Below are 15463 nucleotides of genomic sequence, written 5' to 3'. Positions count from 1 at the left end.
CGGCGCCGGAGCGCCGGCTCAGGAGTCGTCGGACGACGGTTCGGTGCTGACCGAATCGCTCTGCTGCGTCTGCGGATTCGTGGTGTCGCGCTGGTCGTCGCCGGTGCGCTGCGCCGCGTCGGAGGCCTCAGGCCCCGCGGCATCGTCGGTGCGACCGGTGAGCGTGTCGTGGGCGCCCGGCTCGGGGTCGTCCTGCTGGGGCACGTCGTGGGTCGGGTCGTCGCTGGACAGCAGCGCCGACAGCAGCGGCTCGCCGATGCGCCGGAAGGTGCGCCGCTCGCGGTGCCGGTCGAGCACGGCCACCTCGAGCTGGTCGGGGCTGATCTGCCGGTCCTGCTCACCCTCCTGCGCCGCCTGGCCGAGCACCTCGACCGCGAGCCGCAGCACCGTCTCCAGGTCGGAGTCGGGGGCCCAGCGCTCCTTGAGCGCGGCGGTGATCTGCTCGCCGCCGCCGCCCATCGCGACGAAGCCGGTCTCGAACGCGACCGAGCCGTCGTAGGTGAGCCGGTAGATCTGGTCCTGCTCGGGCCGCTCCCCCACCTGGGCGACGACGATCTCGACCTCGTAGGGCTTCTGCTCCTGGGTGAAGATCGCGCCGAGCGTCTGGGCGTAGGCGTTGGCCAGCCCGCGCGCGGTGACGTCGCTGCGGTCGTAGGAGTAGCCGCGCAGGTCGGCGTAGCGGACGCCGGCGACGCGCAGGTTCTCGTACTCGTTGTACTTGCCCACCGCCGCGAAGGCGATGCGGTCGTAGATCTCGGAGATCTTGTGCAGCGCGCGCGAGGGTTCTCGGCGACGAACGCGATGCCGCCGTCGTAGGCCAGCACGACGACCGAGCGTCCGCGCGCGATGCCCTTGCGCGCGAAGTCGGCCCGGTCCTTCATCAGCTGCTCGGGCGAGACGTAGAACGGCATGGTCATCGCACTGCACCCCCTGGGTCGCCGCGGCGGCCGGCGAGCACCTGCTCGACCTTGCGGGCGAGGTCATCCTCGGGCAGGAACCGCGCGCCCGAGGCGTCGAGCACCGCGACGGTCGGCCAGATCCGCCGGGTCAGGTCGGGTCCGCCGGTCGCGGAGTCGTCGTCGGCCGCGTCGTAGAGCGCCTCGAGCACCGTGTGCACGGCCGGGGTCTCGTCGTGGTCGGGCTGCCAGAGCTTCTTCATCGAGCCGCGGGCGAAGAACGAGCCGGAGCCGACGCTGTGGTGGCCGTGCTCCTCGTAGCAGCCGCCGGTGACGTCGTAGGAGAAGATCCGGCCGGTGCCGGTGTCGAGGTCGAACCCGGCGAAGAGCGGTACGACCGCGAGGCCCTGCATGGCCATGCCCAGGTTGCCGCGGATCATCGTCGCGAGCCGGTTGGCCTTGCCCTCGAGCGAGAGCAGCGCGCCCTCGATCTTCTCGTAGTGCTCCAGCTCGACCTGGAACAGCTTGACCAGCTCGATGGCGATGCCGGCCGTGCCGGCGATGCCGACCGCGGAGTACTCGTCGGTCGTGAAGACCTTCTGCATGTCCCGGTTGGCGATGACGTTGCCCATGGTGGCGCGTCGGTCACCGGCGAGCAGCACGCCGCCGGCGAAGGTCGCGGCCACGATCGTGGTGCCGTGCGGCGCGTCGATGGTCGCGCCGGGCGGGAGCTGGCGTGCGGAGGGCACCAGGTGGGGGGCGTGGGAGGTCAGGAACTCGCTGAACGAGGAGCTGCCCGAGCGCAGGAACGCCGCGGGCAGCCGCGCGTCGTCGGCCTCGCCTCGGCTCACTGGCCACCCTTCTGCACGAAGCCGCGCACGAACTCCTCGGCGTTGGACTCCAGCACCGAGTCGATCTCGTCGAGCATGGAATCCGTCTCTTCGTCCTTGACCTGGGATGTCGGGGCGGTGGGGACGGCGTCGGGCGCGTCGTCTCCGTCGGGGCGACCGTCACGCCGCTGCGGGCTCTTGTGGTCCTGGGTCGACATGGCTGCCTCCTTGGCTGGGCTCTCCCCGCAACCCTAAGGGACCGCCAACCGGCGCAGCAGGTCCGCCGCGTCGGTGGCGGCGTCGAGCAGCGGGCCGACCCCGGCCTTGGTGCCGCGCTCGGGCTCGAGCATCGGCACCCGCTGCAGGCTCTGCTGGCCGGCGACGTCGAAGATGATCGAGTCCCACGACGCGGCCGCGACCTCGTCGGGGAAGCGCGACAGGCAGGTCCCCCGGAAGTAGGCGCGGGTGTCCTCCGGCGGGTCCTGCACGGCGGCGCGCACGGCGTCCTCGTCGACCAGCCGCTCGACCTTGCCCGCGGCCAGCAGCCGGTTGAACAGCCCCTTGTCCTCGCGCACGTCGGACCACTGGATGTCGATGGCGCGCAGCCGCGGGTCGGTCCACTCCAGCCCGCCGCGGTCGGCGTAGCCGCGCAGCAGGCGCAGCTTGGCGACCCAGTCCAGCTCGCGGTGCAGGCTCATCGGGTCGCGCTCCAGGCCGGTGAGCACCTGCTCCCAGCGCCGCATCACCTCGGCGGTGTCGTCGTCGGGCGGCTGCCCGCCGTAGGTGCGCTCCAGCCAGGCGGAGGCCAGCTCGAAGTAGGTCCACAACAGCTGGACGGAGGTCATCTCCCGGCCCGACGCCAGACGTACGGGCACCTGCAGGGTCGGGTCGTGGCTGATCTCGCGCAGCGTGCTGACCGGCTGCGCCAGGGTGAGGTCGGTGTCGATCGCGCCCGCCTCGATCATCCCGAGCACCAGGCTGGTCGTGCCGAGCTTGAGCAGGTTGGCCACGTCGCAGTGGTTGGCGTCGCCGAGGATCACGTGCAGCCGGCGGTAACGGTCGGCGACGGCGTGCGGCTCGTCGCGGGTGTTGATGATCGGGCGCTTCAGCGTGGTCTCGAGGCCGACCTCGACCTCGAAGAAGTCCGAGCGCTGCGCCAGCTGGAAGCCCGGCCGGGTCGACTCGCCGCCGATCCCGACGCGCCCCGAGCCGCACATCAGCTGGCGCACGACGAAGAACGGCGTGAGGTGCTTGACGATGTCCTGGAACGGCGTCGCCCGGCTCATCAGGTAGTTCTCGTGGGTGCCGTAGGAGGCGCCCTTGCCGTCGGTGTTGTTCTTGTAGAGGTTGACCCCGGCGGCGCCCGGCCCGCTGAGCAGACGGACGGCCTCGCGCATCACCAGCTCCCCCGCCCGGTCCCAGCGCACCGCGTCGCGCGGCGTCATGACCTCGGGCGAGGAGTACTCCGGGTGGGCGTGGTCGACGTAGAGCCGGGCCCCGTTGGTCAGCACCACGTTGGCGAGGGTCGGGTCCTCCTCGTCGGTGAGCTGGCTCGGGTCGGCGCTCTCGCGCGCGACGTCGAAGCCGCGGGCGTCGCTGAGCGGGTGCTCGTCCTCGTAGTCCCAGCCGGCGCGCGCCGCGCGCAGGCCGACCTCGTGGGCGTACGCCGTCACGACCCGACCCGACTGGACCATCGGGTTCGCGTCGGGGCTGCCCGGCACCGAGATGCCGTACTCCGTCTCGATCCCCATCACCCGACGCACCGTCATGCCGACACCCTAGGCGGCCGCGCCGCGTGACCCGACCTGGGCCGGACCTGGTCTTCTTTGCCGGAACTTGGGGCGGCCCTGCCCAACCCCAGACCTCGTGCGCAACCGGCGTTGCCGTGCCGGTCCCTAGCGTTCCTGGGCGTCGGCCCGCGCACCGCGCACGCTCCGGGCCGGCCGTCCGCACGCACCGACCACGGGAGATCACCTGATGCGCACTCGCAAGACCGTCCTGGGGCTGAGCGCCCTCGCGTTCACCGCCGCCAGCCTCGTCACGACCGGCCCGGCCTCCGCCGAGCAGCAGCCCGGCACCTCCGAGGTGCCCACGTTCGAGCAGTTCGAGCGGTCGACCGCCAAGGACCCGCAGGGGCAGTACATCGTCAACGGCGACATGCCGATCAAGGGCAAGGCCGCGCTGCGCGACTTCTACGAGGCGATGACCGGCCCGCAGACCCAGCTGGTCGTCAACACCGTCTACGGCAACGACGACGTGTGGAGTCCCGACCAGGCCAGGCAGCTGACCTACTGCGTGAGCGACGCGTTCGGCGCCGACAAGCAGCTCATCGTGGACTCGATGGCGAGCGGAGCGGGGCTGTGGGAGCAGGCGGCGTCGGGCATCGACTTCGTCTACCAGCCCGAGCAGGACGGCAGCTGCACCACCGCCAACGACAACGTCGTCTTCTCGGTGGAGCCGGTGCAGAACGCCAACTACATCGCGCGCGCGTTCTTCCCGAGCAGCGACAAGCCCGAGCGCAACGTGCTCGTCGACGTCGAGCAGCTCCAGGGCGCGGGGAACTGGACGCCGACCAACGTGCTCGGTCACGAGCTCGGGCACACGCTCGGCTTCCGGCACGAGCACACCCGCCCGGAGGCCGGCACCTGCTTCGAGGACAACAGCTGGCGCCCGCTGACGCCGTACGACTCGGCGTCGATCATGCACTACCCGCAGTGCAACGGGACCTCGAGCGACCTGAGCATGACCCAGGCCGACCGCGAGGGCGTGGCCAGCATCTACGGCTGAGGCACCCGTCCTGCCCCACCCGCGCGGGCGTACGGCGGCGCCTCCTCCCAAGGAATGAACCGCCGTACGCCCGTCACGGGTTTGGCAAACTTCGCAGCATGTCCCGAAAGTCCCTGATGCCGCTGCGGGTGCGCGCGTTCACCACCGTGCTCGACCGGGTGCGCCGGCGAGACCTCGCCGCCATGTCGGCCGAGGAGCTGGCCCGCGAGCAGGCCCGGGTCTTGCCGTCGAAGCCGCCGTTCAGCCTGGTCACCGGAGCGGTCGAGCCGACCGTGCGCACCAGCACCGTGCAGGTGCCGATGCGCGACGGCAGCACGGTGCGCGCCCGTGTGGTCCGCTCCGCCGCCGCCGGCCCCGACGCGCCGGTCGTCGTCTACTACCACGGGGGCGGCTGGGTGCTGGGCAACCCGCCCGGCTACGACCCGCTCACCAGCTTCCTCGCGCACGAGCTCGACGCGGTCGTCGTGGCTCCCGACTACCGCAAGGCGCCGCAGCACCCGGCGCCGCAGGCGGCGCACGACGCGTACGACACGCTCACCTGGGTCGGGTCGCGCCCCGCCGAGCTCGACGCGTCCGGCCCGATCGCCGTCGCCGGCGACAGCGCGGGCGGCAACCTGTCGGCCGTCGTGTCGATCCTCGCGCGCGACCTGGACGGGCCGGCGGTCGCCGGCCAGGGGCTCATCTACCCCGCGACCGACCTCACCCGCAGCCACCCGTCGGCGCAGTGGCGCGACGAGGCGGTGCTCACCGGCGAGGCGATGGACTACTTCCTCGCCGCCTACCTCGGCGGGGGCGTCGAGGCCACCGACCCGATCGTCTCGCCGCTGTTCGCCGACTCGCACGAGGGGCTGCCGCCCGCGCTCGTGCAGACCGCCGAGTGCGACCCGCTGCTGGACGAGGGGGTCCACTACGCCCAGGTCCTCGCCGACGCGGGTGTGCCCACCCGGGCGACGACGTACGTCGGGATGCCGCACGGGTTCGCCAGCTTCCCCGGCGTCACCGGCGGGCTCGGGCAGCAGGCCAGGGTCGAGCTGGCGACCTCGCTGCGCGACTGGTTCGAGAGGGCCCGCACCGCCCGATGAGCACCGCCCTGGTCTACCTCGTCCTCGGGGTGGCGCTGCTGCTGGGTGCCCTCCTGCCCCGGTCGACGGCCCGGCACGTCGTGTCCGCGCCGATCGTGCTGACCGGCGTGGGCGCGCTCGTCGGCCTGCTGCCGCTGCCGTTCTCGCTCGACCCCGTCGACCATCGCACCGTCCTGACCCACCTCACCGAGCTGTGCGTGATCGTCGCGCTCACCGGTGTCGGTCTCGCGCTGGACCGCCCGCTCACCCGCGCCCGCGAGACGTGGCGCCGCTGGGGCGCCACGTGGCGGCTGCTGCTGCTCGCGATGCCGCTCACCATCGGCGCGACCGCGCTCTTCGGCTGGTGGGTCGCGGGGCTCGCGCCGGCCGCCGCGCTGCTGCTCGCCTCCGCGCTCGCCCCGACCGACCCGGTGCTGGCCGCGGACATCCAGGTCGAGGGGCCGACCACGTCCGACCCCGACGAGGACCTCGAGGTGCACGACGAGGAGGACGAGGTGCGCTTCGCCCTCACCTCCGAGGCCGGTCTCAACGACGGCCTCGCCTTCCCGTTCGTCTACGCCGCCATCCTGCTCGCGAGCAAGGGCGCCGTGCAGGAGTGGGGGCTGCGCTGGGTCTCCTACGAGCTCATCACCCGCACGGTGCTCGGCGTCGCCGCCGGCGTCGCCGTGGGCTGGCTGCTGGCCAAGGTCGCCTTCCGCGCCCCGCGCCGCATCCGGGCCGCCCACCTCGGCGACCCGATCATCATCATCGCGGCGCCGATGGTGTCCTACGGCGTCGGCGAGATGGTGCGCGGCTGGGGCTTCGTCGCGGCGTTCGTCTGCGCCCTGACCATGCGCGCCGCCGACCGCGGGCACGCCTACCACGAGCACATGCACGAGGTCGTCGAGCGGCTCGAGCAGCTGCTCACCCTGGTGGTCCTGCTGCTGCTCGGCGCCGCGCTCACCCGGGGTCTGCTGAGCGGCCTGACGCTGGGCGGTGCGCTGGTCGGCGTGGCGCTGGTCTTCGTGATCCGGCCCCTGACGGCCTGGCTCGCGCTCGGCCGCAGCCGCTCCCCGACTTCGTCATCGACGGCAACCTCGGCCCCAAGGAGCGCGTCGTCACCGCCTTCTTCGGCGTGCGCGGCGTCAGCTCGATCTTCTACCTGGCCTACGCCGCCGGGGAGACGCCGTTCGCCGAGGAGCGCGAGCTGTGGTCGATCCTCGCGTTCACCATCGTGCTGTCGGTCGTGGTGCACGGGCTGACCGCCTCGCCGGTCATGAGCTGGCTGGAGTCGTCGCGGCCGCGGCCGCGGCCCGACGCCGAGCGCGAGGCCCGCGCGCAGACCTAGCGGCGCGCCCCGATCCCGTGGCTCCGGGCGCGGTAGACCTTAGGCTTCAGTGAATGACCTGGCGACTCGAGGACGACTACGCCCGACGCTTCCCGGACCTCGGTCTCGACTGGACCCCGCAGGAGGCGCCGGCGCCGCGGCTCGTCGCGCTCATCGACTCCGTCGCCGCCGAGCTCGGGCTCGACGCGGCGTGGCTGCGCGAGCCCTCGCAGGTGGCCGTGCTCGCCGGGGCGGCCGTGCCTCCCGGCGCGCATCCGGTCGCGCAGGCGTATGCGGGCCACCAGTTCGGCCAGTTCGCCGGGCTCCTCGGCGACGGGCGCGCCGTCCTCCTCGGCGAGGTCAAGGACGCGACCGGAGCCTTGCGCGACGTGTCGCTCAAGGGGTCCGGGCGGACGGCGTTCTCCCGGGGTGGCGACGGCAAGGCCGTCCTCGGACCGGTCCTGCGCGAGCTCGTCGTCAGCGAGGGAATGCAGGCCCTCGGCATCCCGACGACGCGCGCCCTCGCGGCGACCGAGACGGGTGAGCAGGTCTGGCGACAGGGGATGGAGCGCGGCGCGGTCCTCGCGCGCGTCGCGGCGAGCCACCTGCGCGTCGGGACCTTCGAGCTCGTTGCGCGACAAGGGGATCCGACTCGGCTCCGTGCTCTCGCCGACTACGCGATCGAGCGTCACCAGCCGGCGGCGCGCGGCGCGGACAACCCGTACCTCGCACTGCTCCGGTCCGTCGTCGCGGCGCAGGCCGCGCTCCTCGCCGACTGGATGGCTGTCGGCTTCATCCACGGCGTCATGAACACCGACAACATGACGATCTCCGGCGAGACGATCGACTACGGGCCGTGCGCCTTCGTCGAGGCCTTCGACGAGAATGCCGTCTTCTCCTCGATCGACACCGGCGGCCGCTACCGCTTCGGGCAGCAGCCCGGCATCGCCGTCTGGAACCTCTCGCGCCTCGCCGAGACGTTGCTCCCGCTCATCGCCGAGGAGCCGGCGGCCGCCGTGGGAGACGCGACGGCTGCCGTCGAGGGCTTCATCCCCGCATTCGCCGAGGAGCTCCTCGCCCGGCACCGGCATAAGCTCGGTCTGACCGACGCACGCGAGGGGGACCAGGCGCTCGTCGATGACTTCCTCCGCGTGCTCAAGGTCGGCGCCGTCGACCACACGCTCGGGTGGCGGGCGCTCTCCGCGGTGCTTGTCGGTGATCCTCGCGGGGCCGAGATCCTCGGCGGCGCAACGGGATTCGACGAGTGGCGGGCACGCTGGGTCGAGCGGCTCGGGGCATTCGACCCGGTCGACGTCGCCGTGCGGCTCGACGCCGCCAACCCCGTCCACGTCCCGCGCAACCACCTCGTCGAGGAGGCCATCGCGGCGGCGAATGCCGACGAGCTCGAGCCGCTCCAGGCCCTGCTCGAGGCCGTCCGCAGCCCGTTCGGTCCGTGGGACGAGGGCGACCGCTTCGCCGAGCCGGGGCCCGAGGCATTCACCCGGTCCTACGTCACCTACTGCGGCACCTGAGTCGGCGGCGTCCAGCGCGGGTCGCGGCCGAGGAAGGCCATGAGCTCCTCGGTCTCCGTCGCGTCCTCCGGCACCGGCTGCTGCTCGCCGAACTGACCGGTCGGGCGGAGGACGTCCTCGGCCTGCCGCATCCCGGTCAGCGCGTCTTGGACGAGGTCGGCGTCGAGGGTGTCGTCGAGGCCGGCCGACCGCGCGAGGTCCCACGTGTGGAAGAAGACGTCGCCGGTCCAGATCCGGTCGATGACGACGGGCACGGGGTTGTGACCGGTGTGGGGGTGGGAGTGCGGCAGGTCCATCGAGGCGGGGTCGTCGAGAATGCCCTGGACCTGCTGGGCGAGGTGCGCCCACGCGGCCGCGGGCTCGTCCTCGGGGAGGGGCCGGGCTCGATCGTCACGGCGTCGCCGAGGACGTCGCGGATCCAGTGGAGGTGAGCGACCACGTCGCGGGCGCGCCACTCCTTGACCGGCGTCGGCGCGTCCCAGTCGGTCACGCCGTCGACCCGCGCGGAGAAGCCACGGGCGACGACCCGGAACTTCTCCGCGATGGGCAGCTCGGGCAGCCGGGTCACGCGGCCGGCCCGTCGGCGAGGATCTTGTCGAGCTTGGCGTAGCCGTCGTGGACGCCGACCTCCAGGCCTGACTCGAGCCACCCGTCGCGACCCTCGAAGGAGTCGACGAGGCTCTGCGCGTGCAGGCGGGTCCAGCCGTCGCCGAGGTCCTCGAAGGTCAGCGTCTCGAGGGACACCCCCTCGGGCTGCTCGTCCCACGTGAAGGTCTGGACGATCCGCTCCGGCGAGACGTCGTGGAAGGACCCGTGGAAGGCGTAGGACTCCTCACCGCGCAGGTTGCGCATCCGCCACGACCCGCCGGTCCGCGCGTCCCAGTGGTCGAGCTCGGTCGTGATGGAGTCCGGGCCGACCCAGCGGGCGTAGAGCTCGGGATCGGTGTGCGCCCGGAAGAGCTGCTCGGGCGTCGCTCGGAAGTCGCGGGTGATCCGGATGATCGGGAGGTCGGGGTCGGCCTCGATCGTTGCGGTCGTGATGTGTTCGGTCGTGCTCATGACGGGTCTCCTTGCGTGTAGCGGTCGATCCACTGCGTCATCGCGCCGAGGGCGGCCGCCTCGAGGCAATCGGTTTCATACACCAAGCGGACTGCTGGTAGTCCCAGTACGTGGAGACCTTCGGGCCGGGCGCGCAGCGAGACCCGCGCGGAGACCTCGCCAGCGCAGTAGCGTCGGTCGGGTGGAGGCCGTGCACGTGCCGCACCCGGCATTGCGGCCGTACGTCGCGTCGTGGGTCGGCTTTCGGGCCGCCCTCGACCCGCGTGCGGTGCACCACGGACTGCCCTCCCCCACGCTCACCGTCGTGCTCGCGCTCGACGAGCCGCTGGACGTCGGGTGGCTCGACCGCGGGGAGCGCGAGCGCTACTGGACCTGCGTGGCCGGGCTGCACACCGGGCCGGCGCTCGTCCGCACCCACGGGTGGCAGCACGGCATCCAGCTCGCGCTGACCCCGCTGGGGGCGCGCGCCCTGCTCGGCGCACCGGCGGCGGCGCTCGCGGCCACGATGACCGAGCACGCCGAGCTCCCGGTCGGACTCCCCCAGTGCCTGCTGGAAAACCTTGCGGCGCAACGTGATTGGCGCAGGCGGCACCTGCTGCTCGAGCGGCATCTGCTGTCCGTGCTCGCGCGGCGGCACGACGACCCGGCCCACGACGTACGGCCGGAGGTAGCGCGCGCCTGGTGGCTCATCGCGTCCTCGGGCGGACGCGCCCGCGTGGCCGACGTCGCCGAGCAGGTCGGCTGGGGACGGCGGCGCCTGCTCGAGCAGTTCCGCGCCGAGGTGGGAGTCGGGCCCAAGGAGGCCGGGCGGATCGTCCGGTTCGACCGCAGCCGGCGGCTGCTGGACGCCGGGATCCCCCTCGCCGAGGTGGCGGACCGGGCCGGCTACGCCGACCAGGCCCACCTCTCCCGGGAGTACGCCCGGCTCGCCGGCCGCAGCCCAAGCCGGCTGCGCGAGTCGGCGTATCACCTGCCGGGCTGAGCAGGTCCGTGGCGGAGCCGCGGGGAAGGACCGGCCGCCGCCCATTCGTCCAAGACGGCGCCGCGGAGCGGGCCGCACGATCGGTCGCATGAACCGACAGCTCTTCCACGCCATGCAGTTCGACGACGCCGACGCCGCGATCGCCTTCCTCACCGCAGTGGGGTTCCGCGACAACGGCGTCCACCGCGACGAGTCCGGCGCGGTGGTGCACGCGCAGTTCGACTGGCGCGAAACCGGCGGCGTCATGTTCGGCTCGGTGCGCCGTGCCGACGACCCCGACGACAGCGACTTCCTGCGCACCTCCGGCCACGCCGCGTGCTACTGCGTGCTCGCCGCCGACGACGAGGTCGACGCGACCTTCGAGCGTGCGGTCGCGGCCGGCGCGACGCCGGTGCAGGCGCCGACCGACCAGGACTACGGCGGCCGCTCCTGCACCGTGCGCGACGCCGAGGGCAACCAGTGGAGCTTCGGGAGCTACCCGGGCGCGTAGCCGCGGGCTAGCCGCCGGCGCCGTCCGCGAGGTCGAGGTCGAGCTCCATCGGCTCCTGGCGCACGGCGATGCTGCGCGCCGTGGCGTGCCCGCCGCCGGCCGGCAGCACTGTCAGCACGTATCGCCCTCCCGGGGGCAGGTCGAGGGTGTAGCGCCCCCGTCGTCGGTGGTCGTGTGCGCCTGGTGCTCGCCCAGGTGCCGCACCAGGGTCACCGTGGCGCCGGCGGCCGGGGCGTCGCCGTCGCGCACCGTGCCCGACAGCGTGAGGCGCTCTCCGAGGGTGATCGGCGGGAGCGTGTCGCCGGCCACCTCGACCCGCTCGGCGCACGGGGCGAAGCCGTCGGCGGTCGCCACGAGCACCAGGGCGTCCTGGCCGCTCAGCGCCAGGCGGTACCGGCCGTCGTCGTCGGTGCGCCCCCAGTCGACCTGGGCGCCGCTCGGCCGCAGACCCGACACGACCGCCTTGGCGATCGCGCTGCCGTCGGCGCGCAGCACGCGCCCCTCGACGATCGTCTCCGACCCCTGGCCGGTGCGGCCGACGACCTCGGCGGGCTCCGGCGGCCGCGTCGGGGCGGTCGGCAGGGCGAGGGCGGCCCCCGCCCCGGCCAGCGCGGCCAGGGCCGCGAGCCAGAAGCCGTGCTGGAACGCGGCGAGCGAGGGCATCTGCACCCCGCCGACGGTCATCGTGGTGGCGCTGAGCATGGCGGCGACGGCGGCCGAGGAGGTGGCCGTGCCGATCGCCCGCAGCAGCGTGTTCAGCCCGTTGGCCGACGCCGTCTCGGTGATCGGCACGCTGCGCATGATCAGCGTGGGCATCGCGGCGTAACCGACCGCGGTCCCGATCGAGATCACCGTCGAACCGATCAGCACCTGCGCGACCGTGTGGGTCAGGAAGACCCGCATGACGTAGCCGACGGCCATGATCAGCGCACCGGTGATGAGCGTGACCCGCGCGCCGTAGCGCCGGGTCATCGCCGCCGACACCGGCGCGAACGCCACCATCGAGAGCCCGCCCGGCAGCATGCTCAGCCCCGCCGCCGTGACGCTCAGCCCGAAGCCGTAGCCGGTCGAGGTCGGCATCTGCATCTGCTGGGTGGTGCTGAGCATGTTGGCGAACATCGCGAAGCCGAGCAGCAGCGAGGCGACGTTCGTGAGCAGGACCGGACGACGTACGGACGTGCGCAGGTCGACCAGCGGCCGACCGGTGCGCAGCTCGACCGGCAACCAGATCGCGAAGAAGACGACCGCGAGCACGAAGCAGACGATCGTGCGCTCGTCGGTCCAGCCCCAGGTGCCGCCCTTGGAGATGCCGAGGAGCAGGGTGAGCAGCGCGACGGACAGCAGGACGGCACCGAGGTAGTCGAACCGGCCGCCGGTGCGCACCTTCGACTCCGGGATGACCAGCACCACCGCGGCGAGCATGACCGCGGCGAACGCCGCCGACACCCAGAACAGCGCGTGCCAGGAGAAGCGCTCGGTGATGATGCCCGACAGCGGCATCCCGGCCGCGCCGCCGATGCCGAGGGTCGCGCTCATCAGGGCGACGGCCGAGCCGACCCGCTCCGGCGGCAGCTCGTCGCGCATGATCGAGATGCCGACGGGGATGAGCGCCGCGCCCATGCCCTGCAGGCCGCGGCCGAGCACGACGACCGACAGCGAGCTCGGGCCGAGCGCGGCGATCAGCGAGCCGACGACGACCGCGCCGAGGCACAGCAGCATCATCCGGCGCTTGCCGAACATGTCGGCGAGCCGCGCCACGATCGGGGTCGCGACCGCGCCCACGAGCAGCGTGATGGTGACCAGCCAGGAGGCGTTCTCCAGGGTGGTGCCGAGCAGCCGCGGGAATTCCGGCAGCAGCGGCACCACGAGGGTCTGCTGCAGCGACACGACGGTGCCGCAGATGCTGAGCACCGCGATGACCAGCGGCGACGACGGGCGGCTGGTCTCGGGGGCGGTGTCGGTCGGGGCGGTCTCGGTGGTGGCGGGTGTGGGTGGCGACGGTTGGCTGCGGGTCACGAAGCGCGGATCCTCGGGGTCGTACGGCTGTATCGCCACCCTATCCATCGCCCCCGACAGGGCGCCGACTACGTTTGCAGGGTGAACCGTCGCGACATCTCAGGCCTGCTCATCGACCTGCTCGCGGTGCTGATCTTCGCCGCGTTCGGTCGCGCCTCGCACGAGGAGTCCGTGCTCGGCGCACCGCTCACCGCGCTGCCGTTCTGGATCGGCCTCGGCGTGGGGTGGTGGCTCGTGCGCAGCCGCTCCGGCCGCTCCCCAGTCGAGGTCGGCCCCGGCGTCACCGTGTGGGTCACGACCCTGGTGCTCGGCATGCTGCTGCGGGTGATCACCGGGCAGGGCACCGCCCTGGCATTCGTCGTCGTGGCCACGCTGGTGCTCGGCGTGCTGCTGGTCGGCTGGCGCCTGGCCCAGGAGCGGACGGGCTTCCTGCCCGCCGCCGAGCCGGCCCACGCGCCCGAGCCCACGCCCGCGGCGACCGCCGACGATGACTGACGCGAGGGCGTACGGCCCGCAGGTGCTCACCGGAGACCGGGTGCGGCTGCGCCAGCTCGAGGACGACGAGCTGAAGCTCGTCGAGCGCTGGTGGAACGACCCGTCCGTGCTGCCGCTGCAGACGTCGGGCCTGCCTCCGCGCCCCGCCGGCGGCTGGGCGGAGCAGCTCAAGCTCTGGCACGCCAACGCCGACCCGTCGTCGGTCGGCTTCGCCGTCGCGGCGCGCGAGGACGACCTGCTGCTCGGCACGGTCGCGCTGCACTCGATGGACGCGCTGGGCCAGGCGGCCACGTTCGGGATCATGCTGGGTCCGCCCGCGCAGGGACGTGGCCTCGGCGAGGAGGCGACCCGCCTCATGGTCGACTACGGCTTCCGCGCGCGGCCGCTGCACCGGATCGAGCTGCGGGTGTGGTCCTACAACGAGCGCGCCCGCACGGTGTACGAGCGCGCCGGCTTCCGCGAGGAGGGTCGCCGCCGCGAGGTGGTCTTCCTCGACGGCGCCTGGCACGACGAGATCGTGATGGGGCTGCTGCGGTCGGAGTGGGCCGCGCGGTGAGCAGCGGGGTCGGCCTCCGGTCCGAGCGGGGGCCGCTGCTGCTGTCGATGATGCTCTCGATGGGCCTCATCGCCATCGACGCGACGATCCTGTCGACCGCGGTCCCCTCGATCGTCGCCGACATCGGCGGCTTCTCCTCCTTCCCGTGGCTGTTCTCGATCTACCTGCTCGCGCAGTCGGTGACCGTCCCGGTCTACGCCAAGCTGGCCGACACGCTCGGCCGAAAACCGGTGATGCTGTTCGGGATCGGCGTCTTCCTGCTCGGCTCGCTGCTCGCCGGGTTCGCCTGGAGCATGGGGTCGCTCGTCGCCTTCCGCGCGGTGCAGGGCATCGGCGCCGGGGCCATCGCCCCGTCCGCCATGACGATCGTCGGCGACATCTACACCGTCGAGGAGCGGGCCCGGGTGCAGGGCTACCTGTCGAGCGTGTGGGCGGTCGCCGCCGTCATCGGCCCGGCCCTCGGCGGCGGGTTCGCCCAGCTCGACGCGTGGCGCTGGATCTTCTTCATCAACGTGCCGCTGGCGCTGATCGCGGGGGCGCTGGTGTGGCGGCGCTTCGAGGAGCAGGCCCCCAAGCAGCGTCGCCGCATCGACTATGCCGGCGCCACCGTGCTCACCCTCGCGCTCAGCCTGCTCATCCTGTCCGTGCTCGAGGGCGGCAACGCCTGGCCGTGGGTCTCGGTCCCCGGCCTGCTCGTGCCGGCAGCGGGCATCGCGCTGCTCGCGCTGTTCGGAGCCATCGAGCGGCGCGCGCCCGAGCCGGTGCTGCCCTCGTGGGTGCTGACCCGGCGGCTGCTCGTGACGACGGCGATGATCGCCTTCGCCATCGGCGCGGTGATGATCGGCCTCACCGCCTTCGTCCCGACCTACCTCGAGGGCTCGCGCGGCACCGCTCCCCTGGTCGCCGGTTTCGCCGTGGCGACGCTGAGCATCGGCTGGCCGCTGTCGTCCTCGCTCGTCGGCAAGCTCTACCTGCGCACGTCGTTCCGCACCGCCGTGCTGTGCGGGGGCGCGCTCACGACGGTCGCCGGCCTGCTGCTCGCGCTCACCGTCGAGTCGCCGTCGGTCGTCACGGTGGCGGTCCTGGCCTTCTTCGTCGGCGCCGGGCTCGGCATGGGCTCGGTGCCCGCCATGGTGGCGGCACAGTCGAGCGTCGCGTGGCACGCGCGCGGCGTCGTCACCGGCGCCCAGATGTTCGCCCGCTCCGCCGGCTCGGCGATCGGGGTCGCCGTGCTCGGCGCGCTCGCCAACGCCCGGATCGCGGCCGAGGGCGGCCCGCGCGACCCGCAGGCGATCGTCGCCGGCACCCAGGTGGTGTTCTGGGCGGTCGTCGTCGTCGCGGCGCTGATCTTCGCCGCGGCGGCGCTGATGCCGCGGGTGCCGGTCGAGGAGGCCGGCGAAGCGCCCCCGGCGGAGACGCCCTAGAGGGACTG

General features: G+C 73.0%; 15 protein-coding genes and 2 pseudogenes. 9 read left to right on the top strand and 8 right to left on the bottom strand.

Annotation, left to right across the window (positions count from 1 at the left end; genetic code table 11):
• Nucleotides 1-222 precede the first annotated feature (222 nt).
• From prcA to dop, 4 genes and pseudogenes are all read right to left on the bottom strand, one after another.
• Nucleotides 223-917 (bottom strand): annotated as a pseudogene (gene prcA / locus QUE40_RS07580) (proteasome subunit alpha); the annotation flags it as partial.
• Nucleotides 914-1747 (bottom strand): proteasome subunit beta, encoded by an 834-nt coding sequence (gene prcB / locus QUE40_RS07575; RefSeq protein ID WP_142005124.1) that lies wholly within the window; start codon nucleotides 1745-1747, stop codon nucleotides 914-916. The pseudogene prcA and the gene prcB, both read right to left, overlap by 4 nt.
• Nucleotides 1744-1944, bottom strand: a complete 201-nt coding sequence (locus tag QUE40_RS07570; RefSeq protein WP_142005123.1) for a ubiquitin-like protein Pup — start codon at nucleotides 1942-1944, stop codon at nucleotides 1744-1746. The genes prcB and QUE40_RS07570 overlap by 4 nt, the downstream gene beginning before the upstream one ends.
• A 33-nt stretch (nucleotides 1945-1977) precedes the next feature.
• Nucleotides 1978-3495 carry a depupylase/deamidase Dop gene (dop, locus tag QUE40_RS07565; protein ID WP_276488752.1) on the bottom strand — a complete coding sequence of 506 codons (1518 nt, stop codon included), beginning with the start codon at nucleotides 3493-3495 and terminating at the stop codon, nucleotides 1978-1980.
• 208 nt (nucleotides 3496-3703) lie between these two features.
• Between dop and QUE40_RS07560 the strand changes: the two genes are divergently transcribed.
• From QUE40_RS07560 to QUE40_RS07545, 4 genes are all read left to right on the top strand, one after another.
• On the top strand, nucleotides 3704-4513 hold the full coding sequence (locus QUE40_RS07560) for a M57 family metalloprotease (RefSeq protein ID WP_142005122.1): 810 nt from the start codon (nucleotides 3704-3706) through the stop codon (nucleotides 4511-4513).
• 98 nt (nucleotides 4514-4611) lie between these two features.
• Nucleotides 4612-5595, top strand: coding sequence for an alpha/beta hydrolase (locus QUE40_RS07555; protein WP_289232773.1), 984 nt, complete (start codon nucleotides 4612-4614; stop codon nucleotides 5593-5595).
• Nucleotides 5592-6836 carry a cation:proton antiporter domain-containing protein gene (locus tag QUE40_RS07550; RefSeq protein ID WP_289232772.1) on the top strand — a complete coding sequence of 415 codons (1245 nt, stop codon included), beginning with the start codon at nucleotides 5592-5594 and terminating at the stop codon, nucleotides 6834-6836. Before QUE40_RS07555 ends, QUE40_RS07550 begins: the two co-directional genes overlap by 4 nt.
• Before the next feature lie 139 nt (nucleotides 6837-6975).
• A complete protein-coding gene (locus QUE40_RS07545; RefSeq protein WP_289232771.1) occupies nucleotides 6976-8433 on the top strand; it encodes a protein adenylyltransferase SelO in 1458 nt (485 codons plus the stop codon).
• On the opposite strand, the gene QUE40_RS07540 is transcribed toward QUE40_RS07545, so the two are convergent.
• The 3 genes and pseudogenes from QUE40_RS07540 to QUE40_RS07535 form a co-directional block, all read right to left on the bottom strand.
• Nucleotides 8418-8729 (bottom strand): DinB family protein, encoded by a 312-nt coding sequence (locus tag QUE40_RS07540; protein ID WP_289232770.1) that lies wholly within the window; start codon nucleotides 8727-8729, stop codon nucleotides 8418-8420. The two genes, QUE40_RS07545 and QUE40_RS07540, sit on opposite strands and share 16 nt — an antisense overlap.
• A gap of 119 nt (nucleotides 8730-8848) precedes the next feature.
• Nucleotides 8849-8923: pseudogene (locus tag QUE40_RS19045) on the bottom strand (maleylpyruvate isomerase N-terminal domain-containing protein); the annotation flags it as partial.
• 74 nt (nucleotides 8924-8997) lie between these two features.
• The gene (locus QUE40_RS07535; protein WP_142005117.1) at nucleotides 8998-9492 is read right to left on the bottom strand and encodes an SRPBCC domain-containing protein; all 495 of its coding nucleotides are present in this window, start codon (nucleotides 9490-9492) and stop codon (nucleotides 8998-9000) included.
• A gap of 181 nt (nucleotides 9493-9673) precedes the next feature.
• Between QUE40_RS07535 and QUE40_RS07530 the strand changes: the two genes are divergently transcribed.
• Together QUE40_RS07530 and QUE40_RS07525 are read left to right on the top strand one after the other, a co-directional pair.
• Entirely contained in the window at nucleotides 9674-10474 is an 801-nt protein-coding gene (locus QUE40_RS07530) for an AraC family transcriptional regulator (protein WP_170206793.1), read from the top strand.
• Between the two features lie 88 nt (nucleotides 10475-10562).
• Nucleotides 10563-10964, top strand: coding sequence for a VOC family protein (locus tag QUE40_RS07525; RefSeq protein WP_289232769.1), 402 nt, complete (start codon nucleotides 10563-10565; stop codon nucleotides 10962-10964).
• Between the two features lie 111 nt (nucleotides 10965-11075).
• Here QUE40_RS07525 and QUE40_RS07520 read toward each other — a convergent pair whose 3' ends face one another.
• Nucleotides 11076-13019: an MFS transporter gene (locus QUE40_RS07520; RefSeq protein WP_289232768.1), complete on the bottom strand. Its 1944-nt coding sequence runs from the start codon at nucleotides 13017-13019 to the stop codon at nucleotides 11076-11078.
• A 42-nt stretch (nucleotides 13020-13061) separates the two neighbouring features.
• Here QUE40_RS07520 and QUE40_RS07515 point away from each other — a divergent pair, with 42 nt between their 5' ends.
• From QUE40_RS07515 to QUE40_RS07505, 3 genes are read left to right on the top strand one after another with little or no spacing between them, the layout of a single operon-like run.
• The gene (locus tag QUE40_RS07515) at nucleotides 13062-13475 is read left to right on the top strand and encodes a DUF3054 domain-containing protein (RefSeq protein ID WP_142005113.1); all 414 of its coding nucleotides are present in this window, start codon (nucleotides 13062-13064) and stop codon (nucleotides 13473-13475) included.
• Nucleotides 13468-14031: a GNAT family N-acetyltransferase gene (locus QUE40_RS07510; protein WP_142005112.1), complete on the top strand. Its 564-nt coding sequence runs from the start codon at nucleotides 13468-13470 to the stop codon at nucleotides 14029-14031. Before QUE40_RS07515 ends, QUE40_RS07510 begins: the two co-directional genes overlap by 8 nt.
• Nucleotides 14016-15455 (top strand): MFS transporter, encoded by a 1440-nt coding sequence (locus QUE40_RS07505; protein ID WP_420809463.1) that lies wholly within the window; start codon nucleotides 14016-14018, stop codon nucleotides 15453-15455. Before QUE40_RS07510 ends, QUE40_RS07505 begins: the two co-directional genes overlap by 16 nt.
• Nucleotides 15456-15463 lie beyond the last annotated feature (8 nt).

The organism is Barrientosiimonas endolithica, assembly GCF_030296655.1.
Lineage (GTDB): Bacteria > Actinomycetota > Actinomycetes > Actinomycetales > Dermatophilaceae > Barrientosiimonas > Barrientosiimonas humi.
Note: the sequence above shows the minus strand (reverse complement) of the source record. Positions and strands in the feature narration are given on the sequence as shown.

Excerpts from the sequence above, each read along its gene's own strand:
- QUE40_RS07570 (WP_142005123.1), bottom strand. The coding sequence starts at position 1,944 with ATGTCGACCCAGGACCACAAGAGCCCGCAGCGGCGTGACGGTCGCCCC.
- dop (WP_276488752.1), bottom strand. The coding sequence starts at position 3,495 with ATGACGGTGCGTCGGGTGATGGGGATCGAGACGGAGTACGGCATCTCG.
- QUE40_RS07560 (WP_142005122.1), top strand. The coding sequence starts at position 3,704 with ATGCGCACTCGCAAGACCGTCCTGGGGCTGAGCGCCCTCGCGTTCACC.
- QUE40_RS07555 (WP_289232773.1), top strand. The coding sequence starts at position 4,612 with ATGTCCCGAAAGTCCCTGATGCCGCTGCGGGTGCGCGCGTTCACCACC.
- QUE40_RS07550 (WP_289232772.1), top strand. The coding sequence starts at position 5,592 with ATGAGCACCGCCCTGGTCTACCTCGTCCTCGGGGTGGCGCTGCTGCTG.
- QUE40_RS07545 (WP_289232771.1), top strand. The coding sequence starts at position 6,976 with ATGACCTGGCGACTCGAGGACGACTACGCCCGACGCTTCCCGGACCTC.
- QUE40_RS07540 (WP_289232770.1), bottom strand. The coding sequence starts at position 8,729 with ATGGACCTGCCGCACTCCCACCCCCACACCGGTCACAACCCCGTGCCC.
- QUE40_RS07535 (WP_142005117.1), bottom strand. The coding sequence starts at position 9,492 with ATGAGCACGACCGAACACATCACGACCGCAACGATCGAGGCCGACCCC.
- QUE40_RS07525 (WP_289232769.1), top strand. The coding sequence starts at position 10,563 with ATGAACCGACAGCTCTTCCACGCCATGCAGTTCGACGACGCCGACGCC.
- QUE40_RS07510 (WP_142005112.1), top strand. The coding sequence starts at position 13,468 with ATGACTGACGCGAGGGCGTACGGCCCGCAGGTGCTCACCGGAGACCGG.